The sequence below is a fragment of the Salmonella sp. JXY0409-18 genome (assembly GCF_020268625.1).
GTDB classification, from domain to species: Bacteria; Pseudomonadota; Gammaproteobacteria; order Enterobacterales; family Enterobacteriaceae; genus Salmonella; species Salmonella enterica.
The window spans coordinates 639,567-658,196 of the sequence record NZ_CP084216.1; the positions used below are offsets into that span (position 1 = coordinate 639,567).

An 18,630-nucleotide genomic window follows, 5' to 3' on the forward strand; every position below is an offset into this window, starting at 1 on the left:
GCCTTGCGGCGGCGTTTATACGTATGCGGCGAATTAATCGTCGAGGAAGCTGCGCAGCACTTCAGAACGGCTCGGGTGGCGCAGTTTACGCAGCGCCTTCGCTTCGATCTGACGGATACGTTCGCGGGTAACATCGAACTGTTTACCCACTTCTTCCAGCGTGTGGTCGGTGTTCATATCGATACCGAAACGCATACGCAGCACTTTCGCTTCACGAGCGGTCAGGCCAGCCAAAACGTCGTGAGTGGCGGCACGCAGGCTCTCGGTAGTGGCAGAGTCCAGCGGCAGCTCGAGGGTGGTATCCTCGATGAAATCACCCAGATGCGAATCTTCATCGTCGCCGATCGGCGTTTCCATGGAGATAGGCTCTTTGGCAATCTTCAGCACTTTGCGGATCTTATCTTCCGGCATCAGCATGCGCTCGGCCAGCTCTTCCGGCGTTGGCTCGCGGCCCATCTCTTGCAGCATCTGGCGGGAGATACGGTTGAGTTTGTTGATGGTCTCAATCATATGCACCGGAATACGGATGGTGCGCGCCTGATCGGCGATAGAACGGGTGATCGCCTGACGGATCCACCAGGTTGCGTAGGTGGAGAACTTGTAACCACGACGGTATTCAAATTTATCAACCGCTTTCATCAGACCGATGTTGCCTTCCTGAATCAGGTCAAGGAACTGCAAGCCACGGTTGGTGTATTTCTTAGCGATAGAAATAACCAGACGTAAGTTCGCTTCAACCATCTCTTTCTTCGCACGGCGGGCTTTCGCTTCCCCGATGGACATGCGACGGTTGATGTCTTTCACCTGTTCGATGGTCAGACCGGTCTCTTCTTCAATCTGCCGCAGTTTTTGTAGGCAGCGTTGCACTTCTTCCGCGACATCGTGCAGTTTTTCCGACCACGGTTTGTTCATCGCGATAGCGGCGTTGAACCAGGTTTCGCTGGTTTCGTTACCGGTAAACAGCGTGATAAAGTTCTTCTTCGGCATTTTGCACTGCTCGACGCAGAGCTTCATGATCAGACGTTCCTGAGTACGCACGCGATCCATCATCACGCGCATACTGTTGACCAGATAGTCGAATTGCTTCGGTACCAGACGGAACTGTTTGAACACTTCAGACAGCTTCAGAATCTCTTCCTGCGCGGCAGCATGGCTGCGGCCTTTCGCTTTGATGGTGTCGCGCGTAACGACGTATTGCGCGCGCAGCTCAGCGAATTTTTCGCGTGCCAGTTCAGGGTCAATGCTGTTGTCGTCATCGGCGGCGTCATCGTCGCCGTCTTCTTCATCTTCGTCTTCGTCATCATCCAGGTCTTCCTGGGAGAGTTCAGAACCGACGTGAGTTGCGGTCGGCGCCATCTCTTCTTCCGCGTTCGGATCGACAAAGCCGGTGATAAGATCGGACAAACGAGCCTCTTCAGCCTCAACGCGATCGTACTGTTCCAGCAGATAGGTAATGGCTTCCGGGTATTCGGCAACGGAGCATTGAACCTGGTTGATCCCGTCTTCGATACGTTTAGCGATGTCGATTTCGCCTTCCCGGGTCAACAGTTCAACAGTGCCCATTTCACGCATATACATGCGTACCGGGTCAGTCGTACGACCGATTTCAGACTCAACACTGGACAGAACTTGTGCAGCAGCTTCTTCCGCATCTTCATCGGTGCTGGTGGTATTTTCAGCCAGCAGCAGATCATCGGCATCAGGCGCTTCTTCCATTACCTGAATACCCATGTCGTTGATCATTTGGATGATATCTTCAATTTGATCTGAATCGACGATATCTTCCGGCAGATGGTCATTGACCTCAGCATAGGTCAGATAGCCTTGCTCCTTACCACGGGTGACAAGAAGTTTCAGCTGTGACTGCGGGTTTTGCTCCATAAGACGGTATCCACACTTATTCGTTTGATTGGTGTCGACGGTATAGCTGTCGACATTTAAAGCGAGGGCATACTTATATTTTGGCCGCTGCCTCTCACTGCGGCTGTCGGGGGCTTCCCGATCGATATGCGGCATTTAAGCCGTTAAATTCATTTTCTGGCCAGCTCCTGGTTTAACGTCCAGAGCTCTCGGCGTTCTTCGCTGCTTAAACCGTGAGTGCGATCGCGAGCGATCAGCTCTTCTTGTCGCAGTTGCAGCAGCGAATCAAACATATGGTTGAGTGAGTCGGTAAAGGTCTTTTCGGCAATCGCCTTATCTGCTATATCGTCCCACATCGATAATTTTTCAAGGGTCGCAGCATCATTTGTGCCACGGTAGAGTTCCAGAAGTTGTCCGGTAGTAAGACCTGGCTGAGCCAAACAAGTTTTGACCAATTCTTTAAATAAGCCAAGTCCAGGCAGCTTATTCTGATCCAGCGCGTCTAAGGGCGGCACTAACGGCGCGAGATCCGGATTTTGCACCAGTAATCCTATCAGTATACGCATGGTCGTGCGTTTTAGCTGTGGAGCCGGGCGGGAAACGCCGCTTTCCGCCTGTTTTGGCACTAAACGATCAAGCTGACTATCATCGAAAATGCCTAACTTCAGCCCCAACGTCTGGCGCAGCTGAATACGGTGCGCGTCGCCAGGCACCTGATTAATGAGCGGCAGCGCCAGCGCGGCTAACTGCGTGCTGCCATCCGGCGAGCTTAAATCCACCTGCGGCAGGAGGCTATTAAACAGAAACGTAGAGAGCGGCTGCGCCTGCTCCATCCGCGCTTCAAAAGCCGCCTTGCCTTCTTTACGCACCAGCGTATCCGGGTCTTCGCCGTCAGGTAAAAACATAAAGCGTACCTGCCGACCGTCGGTCATATAAGGCATTGCTGTTTCCAGCGCTCTCCAGGCGGCATCACGGCCAGCCCGGTCGCCGTCGTAACAGCAAATTACGTTGTTCGTCGCCCGGAATAACATATGCATATGGTCTGCCGTGGTTGAGGTACCCAGCGAAGCAACCGCATAGTTAATGTCGTATTGCGCTAGTGCGACGACATCCATATAACCTTCGACCACAAGCAAGCGTTGCGGTTCAGCACTATATTGCTGAGCCTCATAAAGACCATATAGCTGGCGGCCTTTATGGAAAATGTCCGTTTCCGGAGAGTTAAGGTATTTCGGCGTGTCGTTCCCCAGAACTCGACCGCCAAAACCAATCACCCTGCCGCGTTTGTCCCGAATAGGGAACATGACCCGATTACGGAAACGATCGTAAGTGCTGCCCTGCTCGTTATTGACCAGCATTCCGGCATCCAGCAACAATGCCTTGTTATCGCTGTTATTACCGAAGCGCTTTAACGCGTTATCCCAACCAGGCGGCGCGAAGCCAATGGCGAAACGCTGAATAATTTCGGCGCTCAGACCGCGCTTTTGCAGATAGTCACGCGCAGGTTTTGCCGCAGGATGGGTAAGCGACTGCTGATAAAAGTCATTCAGACCATTCATCAACTGATAGAGGTTTTGCCGTTGATGGCGCTCTATCTGGCTAAGCCCGGTGCCTGCTTCATAGGGAATTTCCAGGTTATGCATGGCCGCTAATTCTTCGACGGTTTCGACAAATTCGAGCTTGTCGTAATTCATCAAAAAGTCGATCGCATTGCCATGCGCGCCGCATCCAAAGCAGTGATAAAACTGTTTTTCACCGTTTACGGTGAAAGAAGGGGTTTTCTCATTATGGAATGGACAACACGCGTGATAGTTCTTGCCCTGTTTCTTGAGTTTTACGCGCACGTCGATCAGATCGACGATATCGGTTCTCGCCAGCAGGTCATTAATGAATACGCGTGGGATTCGTCCAGCCATATGCCCCTTTTATACACGTCATTCTTCAGGCTGCCGTAGTGTTGGCTACGTTCGCTCATCCCTGTCGCTGACTTGCGTAAGCGCCGGGGACTTGCTCTCTTGCCGCCTGGACGCAGCATGAATGATTTTGTGTATATGCTAATGCATAAACGAAAACAAGCCGCGCATTCCTTTCGGAAGCACGGCCTTACAACTACAACTCGATCTGAATTGAGAGCAGCCCGCTCTCAAAAGATTAGTACAGACGAGTACGGCGTGCGTTTTCGCGAGCCAGTTTCTTCGCGTGACGTTTCACTGCAGAAGCTTTAGCGCGCTTACGTTCGGTCGTCGGTTTTTCATAGAACTCACGACGACGAACTTCCGCCAGAACACCTGCTTTTTCGCAGGAACGCTTGAAGCGACGCAGAGCTACGTCGAACGGCTCGTTTTCACGTACTTTAATTACCGGCATGTGCCTCTCACCTTTGATTAATTCGGTTTGCCGCTGGCATCAACGCCAGCTTATTTCAAAATGGTGCGGAATTTTACTGCAATTGCTGCTGCTTTGTAAAGCACCGCGGCCTTTTTTGAACGGGACTTTTATAAGGTGAGGGAGTATACACGAAGTCGGGACTGAGGGTATACATCCACCCGCATTCGACCTACACTGCGCGGTATTAGAGCGAGGTAAAACAAGTCATGCGTGTACTGGGTATTGAAACATCCTGCGATGAAACCGGCATCGCTATTTACGACGACAAAAAAGGTCTGTTAGCCAACCAATTGTATAGTCAGGTGAAATTACATGCTGACTACGGCGGCGTAGTGCCTGAACTGGCTTCCCGCGATCATGTGCGTAAAACCGTGCCGCTGATTCAGGCGGCATTAAAAGAAGCCGGTTTGACGGCGAGCGATATCGACGCGGTGGCCTATACCGCAGGCCCGGGCCTGGTCGGCGCGCTGCTGGTCGGCGCAACCGTCGGGCGTTCACTGGCATTTGCCTGGACTGTGCCGGCCATTCCTGTACACCATATGGAAGGTCATCTGCTGGCGCCGATGCTGGAAGATAACCCTCCGGATTTCCCGTTTGTGGCGCTACTGGTCTCCGGCGGACATACGCAGCTCATTAGCGTGACCGGAATCGGTCAGTACGAACTGCTGGGAGAGTCGATTGACGATGCCGCCGGTGAAGCGTTTGATAAAACCGCCAAATTGTTGGGGCTGGATTATCCTGGCGGCCCGATGCTGTCGAAAATGGCGTCGCAGGGGACGGCGGGGCGTTTTGTCTTTCCGCGCCCGATGACCGATCGCCCGGGGCTGGATTTTAGTTTTTCCGGTCTGAAAACCTTTGCCGCTAACACCATTCGTAGTAATGGCGACGACGAACAAACTCGCGCTGATATCGCGCGCGCTTTTGAAGATGCGGTCGTGGATACGCTGATGATCAAGTGCAAGCGCGCGCTGGAAAGCACCGGTTTTAAGCGTCTGGTCATGGCGGGCGGCGTCAGCGCTAACCGCACGCTGCGCGCGAAGCTTGCCGAAATGATGCAAAAACGCCGCGGCGAAGTGTTCTATGCGCGTCCGGAGTTTTGTACTGACAACGGGGCGATGATCGCCTATGCCGGAATGGTGCGGTTTAAGGCGGGCGTTACGGCGGATCTTGGCGTAACGGTACGTCCGCGCTGGCCGCTGGCCGAGCTGCCGGCGGCGTAAAAGCGGAAAAAGGGGGCGACATCATGCCGCCCCAACGGGTTTACAGCAAAACGACGGGCATCCACAACAGCCCGGTGACGATCAGCAGCACCAGGAAGATCAGGCCGAAAATCGCGCCTAACCACGCCAATGGTGGAAGGGTGACGCGCGGCGGATTCGATATGTACGCCTATCACCGAGCTATTTATCCGGCGATGCGCAGGCACGGCATAGCGTAAAAAACTACTCCGAATCTTTCTGGCGTTTCTTTTTCAGCTTCGTCCAGATTTTCGTCTCCTGGCGACGCCACAGACGCTGGATGTTGTCATGATGGCGCAGCAAAATGAGACATGACAGCATCGATACCGGGAAGGTGAACTGCGGTTTAAACCACCAGACGTAAAACGGCGCAATCAAGGCGCTGACAATCGCCCCTAACGATGAATAACCGCTTAACAGGACCGTCAGCAGCCAGGTGCCAGCCATAACGCCGGTTAAATCCCAGCCGATAGGCGCAATGGCGCCAAACGCGGTTGCTACGCCTTTCCCGCCTTTAAAGCCAAAAAAGACCGGCCAGATATGCCCCAGACAGGCGGCGATAGCGATAAGCCCCAGCCAGAAAGGGGTAACGCCTAACGCATACGCGCCCCAGACGGGCAACATGCCTTTAAGGATGTCAAAAATAAGTACCGCGACAGCCGCTCCCTTGCCACCGATTCGTAATACGTTCGTCGCGCCCGGGTTGCCGGAACCGCTTTCTCGCGGATCGGGCAGCCCGGCGATGCGGCAAACCAGAATGGCACTGGAAATTGAGCCGCAGAGGTACGCGAAGAGGATCATTCCAGGCGCGATTGCACTCATAAGCTGTTCCGTATTGAAAGTGTCGTTTTATTTACTATTTCTGTGGATAATACGCACATTTCGCCGGAAGTGGTATCCGGGTTAGCCAAAAAGCAGGCAGGTCGTGATGGATATTGTATTTATAGAGCAACTTTCGGTAATCACCACTATCGGTGTTTACGACTGGGAACAGACTATCGAGCAAAAACTGGTGTTCGATATCGAAATGGCGTGGGATAACCGTAAGTCGGCGAAAAGCGATGATGTCGCAGATTGTCTAAGTTACGCGGATATCGCCGACACGGTGATAAATCATGTCGAAGGCGGGCGTTTTGCTTTGGTCGAGCGCGTGGCGGAAGAGGTGGCGGATCTGCTGCTTAGCCGATTTAATTCTCCGTGGGTTCGCATCAAACTGAGCAAGCCTGGCGCCGTCGCGCGCGCGGCGAACGTAGGGGTAATTATTGAGCGTGGCAATAATCTGAAATAAAAATAAATAATTTTATATTTTTTAAACCAAACGGTTATATATGGGGTCTTAACGCGAGATCCATTTTTGCAGTGTTTTTCATTTTAGGGGTTTATTGATGAGCGATATGCACTCGCTGCTGATAGCGGCAATTTTGGGTGTGGTCGAAGGATTGACGGAGTTTTTGCCGGTATCCAGCACGGGCCATATGATTATTGTGGGTCATCTGCTGGGGTTTGAAGGCGATACGGCCAAGACATTCGAAGTGGTGATTCAACTTGGATCTATTCTGGCGGTCGTGGTGATGTTCTGGCGGCGGTTGTTTGGTCTCATCGGTATTCACTTCGGCCGCCCGCTACAGCGTGAAGGTGAAAGTAAAGGTCGATTAACGTTGATTCACATCCTGCTGGGCATGATTCCGGCGGTGGTGCTGGGGTTAGTCTTTCATGACACGATCAAGTCGCTATTTAACCCGATTAACGTGATGTACGCGCTGGTGGTAGGCGGTCTGTTGCTGATTGCCGCCGAGTGCCTGAAGCCGAAAGAACCGCGCGCGCCGGGGCTGGATGATATGACGTATCGTCAGGCGTTTATGATTGGCTGTTTCCAGTGTCTGGCGCTGTGGCCGGGCTTCTCGCGTTCCGGAGCGACCATTTCCGGTGGGATGCTGATGGGCGTCAGCCGTTACGCCGCCTCTGAGTTCTCGTTCTTACTGGCTGTGCCGATGATGATGGGCGCAACGGTTCTGGATCTCTACAAAAGTTGGTCATTCCTGACCGCAGCGGATATTCCGATGTTCGCAGTGGGCTTTGTGACGGCGTTTGTGGTGGCGCTGATCGCCATCAAGACCTTCCTGCAACTGATTAAGCGTATCTCGTTTATTCCGTTTGCGATTTACCGCTTTGTGGTGGCGGCTGCCGTTTACGTTGTCTTCTTCTGATGATTGACCTGCCGGATGGCGGCGTACCGCCTTGTCCGGCCTAACTGTTTTGTCGGTCTGATAAGCGCAGCGCCATCAGGCAATTTAGTGTGCTGGATGGCGTTTAACTGGCGGGGTTCGGGCAGCGTTTCTCTTTCCAGTTGGCGACCGCTGCGATTCGTCGCTTCGTCAGCTCCTCGCGAATCTCAATGCCCTTAAATCCGGCCTCCACCACCTCTTTCGTCGATACCGCTTGGGCCACCTGCCAGGCTTCGCGCAGCCAGCGCCCCTGCGGGTAATCCGACGCTTCAAATCCGGTACGTCCACGGACATCGGCTTCGCTGGTCAGCGCAATCTGCTCGACGCGCTGCGGTTTACGCCATGCATCAATGGCGTCAAACAGCTTAACGATCGTTTTCGGCTGGAGTATCGGAAAGGTGTGGATCAGATCGTGGTATTCGGCGACCAGTTTAGCTAAATCACGCAGGTCATTGGGGACGCGCAAACGCTGGCATAACTGTTCGACCAGTTTCACGCCCGCCGGGCCGTGGCCATGATGGCGCGGCCAGAGGTTTTTCGGCGTTAAGCCTTTGCCCAGATCATGACAAAGCGTGGCGAAACGGACATCAAGCTGCGGACTGAGCATAGCGGCCATCGACAGCGTCATCAGCGTATGAACTCCGGTATCAATTTCCGGATGCCACTTTGCCGGCGCGGGTACGCCAAACAGGGCGTCGATTTCCGGAAACAGGACGCGCAGGGCGCCGCAGTCGCGCAATACCTGGAAGTAAACCTGCGGATTGCGGGTGGTAAGCGCATTTTCCGTCTCTTTCCATACCCGTTCCGGCGTCAGATGTTCCAGCTCGCCTGCCGCGGTCATGTCGCGCATTAGCGACAGTGTTTCATCGGCGATACGGAAACTCAGATGAGCGTAACGGGCGGCAAAACGCGCCACGCGCAATACGCGCAAGGGATCTTCGCCAAACGCGGGAGAGACATGGCGCAGTAGACGCGCCTCCAGATCCCGGCGCCCGTGGTAAGGGTCGATAATCTGGCCGTCATCGTCGCGCGCCAGAGCATTAATGGTCAGATCGCGACGCTGGAGATCGGCTTCCAGGGTAACGTCCGGCGCGGCATAACAGGTGAAGCCCGTGTAGCCGGAACCGGATTTACGCTCGGTACGCGCCAGCGCGTATTCTTCGTGAGTTTGCGGATGGAGAAACACAGGAAAATCACGGCCTACCTGCTGGTAGCCCGCATCAAGCATCTCCTGCGGCGTGGCGCCGACAACGACCCAATCTTTATCTTTAACCGGTAGCCCTAACAACGCATCCCGAACCGCACCACCGACCAGATAAATCTTCACGCCACTTTCCTTTTAAAAACGATCATCCTCTAATGATAAGACAGTGCCGCAGAGAAGGCGATTTAGTTCATCCAGCGGTCTTTGCGTTTACGGCTTGGGATCATATGCGGCAGCACCAGCCCTAACAGCAAGCCAATACCCAATACGCCGCCGCCATACATAAACCACTGCATAATAATGGTGCGCTGTTTGTCATCCAGCTGCAGATTCGCGGCGCTAACTTTTTTCTGCGCGACAATCAGCTCGTTTTTCAGCTTCTGGTTCTCTTCTTTTAGCCCGTTGATGACGCTGTCGCTTTGCGCCACTTTCTGCTGCATATCGGCGGTGCGCTGATTCCACGTGGTATCAATATTGTTGAGTTTATCGGTCAACGTTTTGACCTGATTTTCCAGATCCGGCACGCGGGTACGCAGGCTTGGCGTGGTATTCAGTTCTTTTAACGGTATCCAGGCAGTACGACCAGAACTGTCTTTGATTTGACCATAGTTGGCATCGCTCTGTAAGAGCGTGACTTCCTCGCCGGCGTTGACGGTACCCACAAGGCGATAATTATCTCCCGGACCGCTGCGGACCCAGGTATTCAGTTCATCAGAAACGTAACGCGTCTCTTCAGCATGAGAGACGGCGGTGGCGCTAAGCGCAAGTAAAGTTAGTCCAATCAGGCGTAATTTTGGCATCAGGCTGTCGTTATTGTCAGAGAAAGTGGAACGATAGTAACGGCATCAGTGTCGCTACGCAAAGTAGTCGACATCAATCGGAATCATCTGTGTCGCCTTTGCCGCTACGTCAAACTTTTACGCCCGTCAAATTGCTCGTTGCATGGCAATTTGGCGCAAAATACTATCTACTGACAAAAATAATGCGGGTAAGTTCGCCAAGAATCTTCCCAGATGTGACATAACCCATAAGTACAAGGCCATGGCTCAGGAAATCGAATTAAAGTTTATCGTCAATCACGACGCCGTAGATGCGCTGCGAAATCATCTTCATACGCTCGGCGGCGAGCATCATGCGCCCAGCCAGTTGCTGAATATCTACTTCGAAACGCCTGATAACTGGCTACGCCGCCATGATATGGGGCTGCGTATTCGTGGTGAAAATGGGCGCTATGAAATGACCATGAAAATTGCCGGCCGGGTAACGGGGGGGCTGCACCAGCGACCCGAATACAATGTCGCGCTAAGCGAACCCGTGCTGGATCTGACGCAACTTCCGGCGGAGGTCTGGCCGGATGGCAACCTGCCCGCCGGCCTGGCATCAAGCGTACAGCCGCTGTTCAGTACCGATTTTTACCGGGAAAAATGGTGTCTGGACGTTGACGGCAGCAGGATTGAAATTGCGCTCGATCTCGGCGACGTAAAAGCGGGCGAGTTTGCCGAACCGATTTGTGAGCTGGAGCTTGAGTTGCTTCGCGGCGATACGCGCGCCGTGTTAAAACTGGCGAAGCAACTGCTGTCGCAAACCGGTTTGCGTCAGGGCAGTCTGAGTAAGGCGGCGCGAGGTTATCACCTGGCGCAGGGGAATGCGCCGCGAGAGAATACACCAACGGCAATTCTGCGGACTGCCGCGAAAGCCACGGTAGAGCAAGGGCTGGAGGCCTCGCTGGATCTGGCGTTGTCACAGTGGCAGTACCATGAAGAGCTCTGGCTGCGCGGCGACGAGTCGGCGAAAGAACACGTGCTGGATGCTATGGGATTAGTGCGCCATGCCTTAATGCTCTTTGGGGGCATTGTTCCACGTAAAGCGAGCGCTCACTTACGTGATCTACTTACCCAGGCGGAAGCGACGATGACATCCGCGGTGTCCGCCGTCACAGCCGTTTATAGTACGCAAACGGCGATGGCGAAACTGGCATTGACGGAATGGCTGGTGACGAAAGCCTGGCAGCCATTTCTGGACGCGAAGGCGCAGACCAAAATGGCCGATTCTTTTAAGCGTTTCGCCGACATTCATCTTTCTCGTCATGCTGCTGAATTAAAGAAGGTTTTTGGACAACCGCTGGGTGATAAGTATCGCGACCAGTTGCCGCGTTTGACTCGCGATATTGACAGCGTTTTACTGCTGGCCGGGTATTATGATGCGATGGTCGCGCAGGCATGGCTGGAGAACTGGCAGGGATTGCGTCACGCCATTATTACCGGGCAACGTATTGAAATTGAACATTTCCGTAATGAGGCCATTAACCAGCAGCCGTTCTGGTTGCACAGCGGAAAACGATAATCAGAACCGTAGAAAGCGCCTGATGACTCTGCGCTTATCAGGCTTACGGTATGCGGACTTGTAGGCCGGATCAGGCGAAACGCCGCCATCCGGCATTATTTAAAGGATATCCCCTAAATGACGCCGCTCTCTTCACCCTTATCGCAGTACTGGCAGACCGTTGTTGAGCGCCTACCAGAAGGATTTACTGAGACATCGCTTAGCGCGCAGGCGAAGTCAGTACTTACATTTAGCGATTTTGCGCTGGATAGCGTGATAGCGCATCCGGAGTGGCTTGCCGAACTGGAATCCGCATCGCCGCAGGCTGATGAATGGCGACATTACGCTGGCTGGTTACAGGAGGCGTTGGCAGGTGTCTGTGACGACGCCTCGCTGATGCGTGAACTGAGGCTTTTTCGTCGTCGCATCATGGTACGCATCGCCTGGGCGCAGACGCTGTCGCTGGTGGACGATGAGACTATTTTACAACAGTTGAGCCATCTGGCGGAGACGCTCATTGTGGGGGCGCGCGACTGGCTGTATGCCGCCTGTTGCCGCGAATGGGGAACCCCCTGTAACCCGCAGGGCGTTCCGCAGCCGCTGTTGATTTTAGGCATGGGCAAGCTGGGCGGCGGCGAACTGAATTTTTCGTCTGATATCGATCTGATTTTCGCCTGGCCGGAACATGGCGAGACCCGGGGCGGACGCCGTGAACTCGATAACGCCCAGTTTTTTACGCGTCTCGGGCAGCGGCTGATCAAAGCGCTGGATCAGCCCACAATGGATGGTTTTGTCTATCGGGTGGACATGCGCCTGCGACCGTTTGGCGACAGCGGCCCGCTGGTCCTGAGTTTTGCCGCGCTGGAGGATTACTATCAGGAACAAGGACGCGACTGGGAACGCTACGCTATGGTGAAAGCGCGGCTAATGGGCGATAACGACGACGCCTGGTCTCGTGAATTACGCGCCATGCTGCGGCCTTTCGTTTTCCGCCGCTATATCGATTTCAGCGTCATCCAGTCGCTACGTAATATGAAAGGGATGATCGCCCGCGAAGTGCGACGCCGCGGTTTGAAGGACAACATTAAACTTGGCGCGGGCGGTATTCGTGAAATTGAGTTTATCGTGCAGGTATTCCAGCTCATCCGCGGCGGGCGCGAGCCGTCGCTACAGTCGCGTTCGTTACTGCCGACGTTGGATGCTATCGCTGCGCTGCATTTGCTGCCTGAGAATGACGTGGCGCAACTGCGCGTGGCCTATCTTTTTCTACGTCGTCTGGAGAATCTGCTGCAAAGCATCAATGACGAACAGACGCAAACGCTGCCTGCCGACGATCTGAATCGGGCGCGGCTGGCCTGGGGAATGAAGGCGGAGAATTGGCCGCAGCTTGTTGGCGAACTGACGGATCATATGGCTAATGTACGCCGCGTATTCAACGAATTAATTGGCGATGATGAAGCCGATACCCCGCAGGAGGAAGAACGTTCAGAGCCGTGGCGTGAAGTATGGCAGGATGCGCTACAGGAGGATGATTCGACGCCAGTGCTGGCGCATTTAGCCGATGAGGATCGGCGACAAGTTCTGACCCTCATCGCTGACTTCCGTAAGGAACTGGATAAACGCCCTATCGGCCCGCGCGGGCGGCAGGTGCTAGACCAACTGATGCCGCACCTGCTTGCTGATGTCTGTTCCCGCGAAGACGCCGCTGTTACGCTATCGCGGATAACGCCGTTGCTGGCGGGGATTGTCACTCGCACCACCTATCTGGAGCTGCTGAGCGAATTTCCCGGCGCGCTGAAACACCTGATTATGCTCTGCGCCGCTTCGCCAATGATAGCGAGCCAACTGGCGCGTTATCCGTTGTTGCTTGATGAACTGCTCGACCCCGGCACGCTTTATCAGCCGACGGCTACAGACGCTTATCGCGACGAATTACGCCAATATTTGCTGCGCGTGCCGGAAGAAGACGAAGAACAACAACTGGAGGCATTACGCCAGTTTAAACAGGCACAGCTTTTGCGGATTGCGGCGGCGGATATTGCCGGTACGCTGCCGGTGATGAAAGTGAGCGATCACCTCACATGGCTGGCGGAGGCGATGATTGATGCTGTGGTGCAGCAGGCGTGGACGCAAATGGTTGCGCGTTATGGTCAGCCAGCGCATCTGGACGAGCGCCAGGGGCGGGGGTTTGCGGTTGTCGGTTATGGCAAGTTGGGCGGATGGGAGCTGGGCTACAGTTCCGATCTGGATCTCATCTTCCTGCATGACTGTCCGATGGACGTCATGACCAACGGCGAACGCGAAATCGACGGGCGGCAGTTTTATCTGCGCCTGGCGCAGCGCATTATGCATCTGTTCAGTACGCGCACCTCCTCCGGCATTTTGTATGAGGTAGATGCGCGTCTACGCCCCTCTGGCGCGGCGGGAATGCTGGTGACTTCAGCGGACGCGTTTGCCGATTATCAGCAGCATGAAGCCTGGACCTGGGAACATCAGGCGTTGGTACGCGCTCGCGTGGTATATGGCGACCCACAACTTACCTCACAGTTTGATGCGGTACGCCGCACTATCATGACGACGGCGCGCGACGGCAAGACATTGCAGACTGAAGTGCGTGAAATGCGCGAGAAAATGCGGGCGCATCTCGGCAATAAGCATCGCGATCGTTTTGATATTAAAGCTGATGAAGGCGGTATTACGGATATTGAGTTTATCGCGCAATATCTGGTACTGCGCTACGCTCATGAAAAACCTAAATTAACGCGCTGGTCTGATAACGTGCGCATCCTGGAGCTTCTGGCGCAAAACGGCATTATGGATGAACACGAAGCGCAGGCGCTGACGGTAGCCTACACCACACTGCGTGATGAACTGCACCACCTGGCGTTGCAGGAGCTTCCCGGTCATGTGGCGCAGACGTGTTTTAGCAAAGAGCGCGCGCTGGTGCAGGCAAGCTGGCGGAAGTGGCTGGTAGCCGTTTGAATTATGCTATTATCGCGCGCAAATTTTGAATCTCTCAGGAGACAGGAATGAAAGTAAATCTGCCAGCGTTTGAACGTGCAGGCGTCATGGTTGTGGGTGATGTAATGCTGGATCGCTATTGGTATGGCCCCACTTGCCGTATTTCACCGGAAGCGCCGGTGCCCGTGGTTAAGGTAAATACCGTTGAGGAACGTCCGGGCGGCGCGGCGAACGTGGCGATGAACATTGCGTCTCTGGGAGCGAACGCCCGTCTGGTCGGCCTGACGGGTATTGATGACGCCGCGCGCGCGCTGAGCAAAACGTTGGCGGAGGTCAATGTGAAGTGCGACTTCGTTTCTGTGCCGACGCATCCGACGATTACCAAACTGCGCGTACTATCACGTAATCAGCAGCTCATTCGTCTTGATTTTGAAGAAGGCTTTGAGGGCGTGGACCCGCAGCCGTTGCATGAGCGTATCAACCAGGCGCTGGGATCGATCGGCGCGCTGGTATTGTCCGATTATGCCAAAGGCGCTCTGACCAGCGTGCAGACTATGATTTCCCTGGCGCGCCAGGCGGGCGTGCCGGTGCTCATCGATCCGAAAGGAACGGATTTTGAACGTTACCGCGGCGCCACGCTGCTGACGCCAAACCTTTCTGAATTCGAGGCGGTCGCGGGGAAATGTAAAAGCGAAGACGAACTGGTTGAACGTGGTATGAAGCTCATTGCCGATTACGACCTTTCCGCGCTGTTGGTCACGCGTTCCGAACAGGGAATGACGCTGCTGCAACCGAATAAAGCGCCGCTACATATGCCGACGCAGGCGCAGGAAGTTTATGATGTTACCGGTGCGGGCGATACGGTGATCGGCGTGCTGGCGGCGACGCTGGCGGCGGGAAATACCCTGGAGGAGGCGTGTTATTTCGCCAATGCGGCGGCGGGCGTAGTGGTAGGTAAACTCGGGACGTCAACGGTTTCCCCTATTGAGCTGGAAAACGCAGTGCGCGGACGCGCGGATACCGGCTTCGGCGTTATGACCGAAGAGGAGTTGAGACAGGCCGTCGCCAGCGCGCGTAAGCGTGGCGAGAAAGTGGTCATGACCAACGGCGTTTTCGATATTCTGCACGCGGGCCACGTCTCTTATCTGGCGAACGCGCGCAAATTGGGCGACCGCCTGATTGTTGCGGTCAATAGTGACGCCTCGACTAAACGTCTGAAAGGCGAAAGCCGTCCGGTTAATCCGCTCGAACAGCGTATGATTGTGCTGGGCGCGCTGGAGTCGGTCGACTGGGTTGTCTCTTTTGAAGAGGATACGCCGCAACGACTGATTGCCGGTATTCTGCCGGATCTGCTGGTAAAAGGCGGCGACTATAAGCCGGAAGAGATCGCGGGCAGCGAAGAGGTCTGGGCCAACGGCGGCGAAGTCATGGTGCTGAACTTCGAAGATGGTTGTTCCACGACCAATATCATCAAAAAGATCCAGACCGAGAGCGAGAAGTAAAACCGCGACATCAGGCGTTACAGACGCGGCGGGCGCTGATTTTGAAGGCGCGTCGGACATTTTGTTTCGACGCGTATCTCGCGGTTGACGCTGCTTTTTTTTCGACCTAAAGTAAAGGAATAAGGGTGAGAGGGGATCTCTCCCCCCTCTGATTGGCTGTTAGTAAGCTGGGAAACTTATCAGTAACAGAACAATCAGTATGATGACCTGGTGCATCATAACCCTTTCCTTATTAAAGCCCCTTCCTCGGGAGGGGCTTTCCCGTTTCAGCCCCTTGCTGACATCGCGATTGTTGGTGAGTGGCCTGTCTGGCGCAAGGGCTTTCTCCCGCCGATTTTGCGTTACTGGATCGCCCACGCAAAATGGCCTGCTGGTCATAACGCTTTGTACAGACAAGGTGGAAAAAAGATAAAAAAATCCCCGGTCTTATGACCAGGGACAGGAGATATGGCGGGGGGTTATTGCTCTTTTACCGTTGCTTCGCGATTAATCTCATCCGTTGTCGATGAAACCAACGGCGTGGTCAGCGCCTTTAGCGAGCCGCCGGCGATGCCAATCTCGTTTAACAGCGAATCGATCAGCGGCGCCTGGGTACGATAGGTGAGCGCGGCAGATAACGCTTGTTCTGCCAGGTTTCCCCCGTTAGCGCCGCCAGCGGCGACGTCGCCCGCCGTAGTGCCGCGATTGAGGCCATCGACCTGAATAATCTTAATGCCGTCGATGGATTTCATCGGTTCAACAGACTTCTCAATAACAGCAGGCAACGATTGTAGGAGCGCTAGTTTAAATTTGAGGCTGGTTTGTTCGTCAGAAAGCACGTTGATAGCGTCATTCAGCGCCCGTTGTGCTTCGGCTTCCGCCAAACCTTTTTTACGCGTTGCTTCCGCCAGTTCGATGATGGCGGCGGCTTGCAATTCTGCCGCTTCTTTCTCTGCTTTTGCCCGAACGGTCAGTTCGACCGCTTTGGTTTCCGCATCCTGTGCCGCGGCGATCAGAGCGACCTGCTTGGCGCGATCCGCTTCGGCGGTCTGGCGGGTGGTTTCTACGTTTTGCTGGGCGCGAACCGCATCGGCCAGCGCGTCGTTGGCGCGCGCTTCCGCTTGCGATTGCTGCTCGGATTTGGCGGCAATGGCGATAGATTTCGTCTGGTTGGCGATTTCTGTCACCTGTTGCTGTTCGATCTCTTTAATACGTACTTCACGCTCGGCCTCAACTTTCCTGGACCGTACTGCTTGCTCACGTTCGATCTCCGTCTCCTGGATCTGCCGCTCAGCAAGTATGCGCGTCTGTTCTGCTTCACGATGGCACTCGGCCTCAAAAGCGGCAATTTTGGCGTTTTGTTCGGCGGTGCGGGTTTTAACCTGTTGCTCCTGCTCCAGAGTCATAAAGGCTTCTTGCTGCTCGATTTCCAGCTTGCGCTCAAGCGCGTCGCGGTTCTTTTCGCGCACCGCCACTTCCACATCCTGTTCCACTTCATTACGTTCACGACGGCGGCGTTCGGTTTCCTGCGTCAGTTTCGTCAGCCCTTCGGCATCAAAGGCGTTGTTTGGATTGAAATGCTCTTTGGACGTTTGGTTAAAGTTGGTTAATGAGACGCTTTCCAGCTCCAGGCCGTTTTTCGACAAATCTTCCGCAACGGTGTTTTGTACGCCCTGAACGAAGTTTTCACGCGTGTCCTGTAGCTCATGCATCGTCATCTGGGCTGCGGTAGCGCGTAAGGCGTCAACGAATTTATCCTCAACCAGCATACGCAGATCTTCCGGCGACAGAGTTCGCTGACCAAGCGTTTGTGCGGCGGTGGCAATACCTTCAACAGAGGGTTTTACACGCACGAAGAAAGCAACGACCACGTCAACGCGCATACGATCTTTGGTGATCAGACTGTCGACGGTAGCACGGCTGACTTCAAGTTTTAGGGTATTCATATTGATCGGAATAATTTCGTGAAAGATTGGCATCACAATAGCGCCGCCGCTCATCACCACTTTTTGCCCGCCAAGCCCGGTACGGACAAACGCCTGTTCCGCAGATGCGCGGCGATAGAGGCGAGCAAAAATGATCCCGATAATTAGTAAGACGATAACCGCAACGATGGCGGTAAACATCCATGATGGCAATATGCCAAAAACATCATCCATTATGTAAGTTCCTCTCAATTAGACATAGAAGGTACGCTCAGCCAAATAACGCGTTGCGGAAAGTTGGTAGACAATCAGCACCTTGTCTCCTTTTTTAAATTCTTTTCCCTTTTCGGGTTCCAGCAGTAAATAGTGAATCTGGCCGAACTTATCGGTAAATTTTCCTTCGCAAGGTGTACCGGCGACGGCGGCGTGGCCGGTAATAATCGCCATGCCGCCGATAAATTCCTCTTCCCTGAGGGCGGAGCTTTCATCTCTGGGTAGCCAGGGCGCGAGGATTTTTCCGCTGTAATGCACGGCAAAGACCGACAGGACAATGCTCAACGGGACCAGCAGCAGATTGCTGAGCGGCGCTTGCCAGAGCATGATCCCGCCATGCTGGATGAGGATACCGAAGAGGCCGAAATAACCGGCCAATAGACAGAGGACGACCAGGGCGGGAACGCGTCCAATATTCAGATAATGAAGCGCCTGGCCCGCAGGGCCAGATGACAGGGCGTCATAATGATCGAGATGGGCGTCGAGCGTGCCTGAAAGAAAGTGGCCAAAAATCAGAGAAATCATCTCCAGCACGCCGATAAAGAAAACGAACGCGATGGCAAACAGATAGGGGCTGTTATACTCCGCAAATAAGGTCATATTTTCTATCCTTGTTGCCGCCTTCAGAAGGGTGTTCGCGTGATAATTTTCATGCTTGTTATTTCATTGCGTTACAATATCATGTGACCCATATCTCCTTAAGTCCGAAAAGCGATTTATCCGTCGTTATCTTTGGTGAATATTGTGATTTTG

The 18,630-nt window shown here is 54.2% G+C and carries 15 protein-coding genes and 2 pseudogenes; 6 read left to right on the forward strand and 11 right to left on the reverse strand.

Annotated elements, in window-relative coordinates; all coding sequences use genetic code 11:
• Positions 1-33: 33 nt before the first annotated feature.
• The 3 genes from rpoD to rpsU form a co-directional block, all read right to left on the reverse strand.
• Positions 34-2,016 (reverse strand): RNA polymerase sigma factor RpoD, encoded by a 1,983-nt coding sequence (rpoD, locus tag LDB27_RS03085; RefSeq protein ID WP_001120159.1) that lies wholly within the window; start codon positions 2,014-2,016, stop codon positions 34-36.
• Positions 2,017-2,030: 14 nt separating this feature from the next.
• Positions 2,031-3,776: a DNA primase gene (gene dnaG / locus LDB27_RS03090; RefSeq protein ID WP_000918865.1), complete on the reverse strand. Its 1,746-nt coding sequence runs from the start codon at positions 3,774-3,776 to the stop codon at positions 2,031-2,033.
• Positions 3,777-4,011: 235 nt separating this feature from the next.
• Positions 4,012-4,227: a 30S ribosomal protein S21 gene (rpsU, locus tag LDB27_RS03095; RefSeq protein ID WP_001144069.1), complete on the reverse strand. Its 216-nt coding sequence runs from the start codon at positions 4,225-4,227 to the stop codon at positions 4,012-4,014.
• 227 nt (positions 4,228-4,454) lie between these two features.
• Between rpsU and tsaD the strand changes: the two genes are divergently transcribed.
• The gene (gene tsaD / locus LDB27_RS03100; protein WP_001264396.1) at positions 4,455-5,468 is read left to right on the forward strand and encodes a tRNA (adenosine(37)-N6)-threonylcarbamoyltransferase complex transferase subunit TsaD; all 1,014 of its coding nucleotides are present in this window, start codon (positions 4,455-4,457) and stop codon (positions 5,466-5,468) included.
• Between the two features lie 122 nt (positions 5,469-5,590).
• Here the strand turns inward: tsaD and LDB27_RS03110 are convergent.
• Both LDB27_RS03110 and plsY read right to left on the reverse strand, forming a co-directional pair.
• Positions 5,591-5,653: pseudogene (locus LDB27_RS03110) on the reverse strand (hypothetical protein); the annotation flags it as partial.
• Positions 5,654-5,690: 37 nt separating this feature from the next.
• Positions 5,691-6,308 (reverse strand): glycerol-3-phosphate 1-O-acyltransferase PlsY, encoded by a 618-nt coding sequence (plsY, locus tag LDB27_RS03115; protein ID WP_001272785.1) that lies wholly within the window; start codon positions 6,306-6,308, stop codon positions 5,691-5,693.
• Positions 6,309-6,414: 106 nt separating this feature from the next.
• Between plsY and folB the strand changes: the two genes are divergently transcribed.
• A complete protein-coding gene (gene folB / locus LDB27_RS03120) occupies positions 6,415-6,774 on the forward strand; it encodes a bifunctional dihydroneopterin aldolase/7,8-dihydroneopterin epimerase (protein WP_000355776.1) in 360 nt (119 codons plus the stop codon).
• 97 nt (positions 6,775-6,871) lie between these two features.
• Entirely contained in the window at positions 6,872-7,693 is an 822-nt protein-coding gene (gene bacA, locus LDB27_RS03125; protein ID WP_001281933.1) for an undecaprenyl-diphosphate phosphatase, read from the forward strand.
• Here bacA and LDB27_RS23905 read toward each other — a convergent pair.
• The 3 genes and pseudogenes from LDB27_RS23905 to LDB27_RS03135 form a co-directional block, all read right to left on the reverse strand.
• Positions 7,692-7,776, reverse strand: a pseudogene (locus LDB27_RS23905) (hypothetical protein); the annotation flags it as partial. The gene bacA and the pseudogene LDB27_RS23905 overlap by 2 nt on opposite strands.
• A gap of 20 nt (positions 7,777-7,796) precedes the next feature.
• Positions 7,797-9,038: a multifunctional CCA addition/repair protein gene (locus LDB27_RS03130; protein ID WP_000708456.1), complete on the reverse strand. Its 1,242-nt coding sequence runs from the start codon at positions 9,036-9,038 to the stop codon at positions 7,797-7,799.
• Between the two features lie 62 nt (positions 9,039-9,100).
• Positions 9,101-9,715, reverse strand: coding sequence for a TIGR04211 family SH3 domain-containing protein (locus tag LDB27_RS03135; protein ID WP_001125344.1), 615 nt, complete (start codon positions 9,713-9,715; stop codon positions 9,101-9,103).
• Between the two features lie 241 nt (positions 9,716-9,956).
• Here LDB27_RS03135 and LDB27_RS03140 point away from each other — a divergent pair, with 241 nt between their 5' ends.
• The 3 genes from LDB27_RS03140 (at position 9,957) to hldE (ending at position 15,700) form a co-directional block, all read left to right on the forward strand.
• Positions 9,957-11,258, forward strand: coding sequence for an inorganic triphosphatase (locus LDB27_RS03140; RefSeq protein WP_000046225.1), 1,302 nt, complete (start codon positions 9,957-9,959; stop codon positions 11,256-11,258).
• A gap of 117 nt (positions 11,259-11,375) precedes the next feature.
• Positions 11,376-14,219 carry a bifunctional [glutamate--ammonia ligase]-adenylyl-L-tyrosine phosphorylase/[glutamate--ammonia-ligase] adenylyltransferase gene (gene glnE / locus LDB27_RS03145; protein ID WP_000188297.1) on the forward strand — a complete coding sequence of 948 codons (2,844 nt, stop codon included), beginning with the start codon at positions 11,376-11,378 and terminating at the stop codon, positions 14,217-14,219.
• Between the two features lie 47 nt (positions 14,220-14,266).
• Entirely contained in the window at positions 14,267-15,700 is a 1,434-nt protein-coding gene (gene hldE, locus LDB27_RS03150; RefSeq protein WP_000867682.1) for a bifunctional D-glycero-beta-D-manno-heptose-7-phosphate kinase/D-glycero-beta-D-manno-heptose 1-phosphate adenylyltransferase HldE, read from the forward strand.
• A gap of 159 nt (positions 15,701-15,859) precedes the next feature.
• On the opposite strand, the gene LDB27_RS03155 is transcribed toward hldE, so the two are convergent.
• The 3 genes from LDB27_RS03155 to LDB27_RS03165 all read right to left on the reverse strand — a co-directional run bounded on the left by LDB27_RS03155 (position 15,860) and on the right by LDB27_RS03165 (position 18,477).
• Positions 15,860-15,919 (reverse strand): type I toxin-antitoxin system Ibs family toxin, encoded by a 60-nt coding sequence (locus LDB27_RS03155; RefSeq protein ID WP_192936148.1) that lies wholly within the window; start codon positions 15,917-15,919, stop codon positions 15,860-15,862.
• A 239-nt stretch (positions 15,920-16,158) separates the two neighbouring features.
• Positions 16,159-17,838, reverse strand: a complete 1,680-nt coding sequence (locus LDB27_RS03160; protein WP_000342873.1) for a flotillin family protein — start codon at positions 17,836-17,838, stop codon at positions 16,159-16,161.
• A gap of 18 nt (positions 17,839-17,856) precedes the next feature.
• A complete protein-coding gene (locus LDB27_RS03165) occupies positions 17,857-18,477 on the reverse strand; it encodes an OB-fold-containig protein (protein ID WP_000171745.1) in 621 nt (206 codons plus the stop codon).
• Positions 18,478-18,630 lie beyond the last annotated feature (153 nt).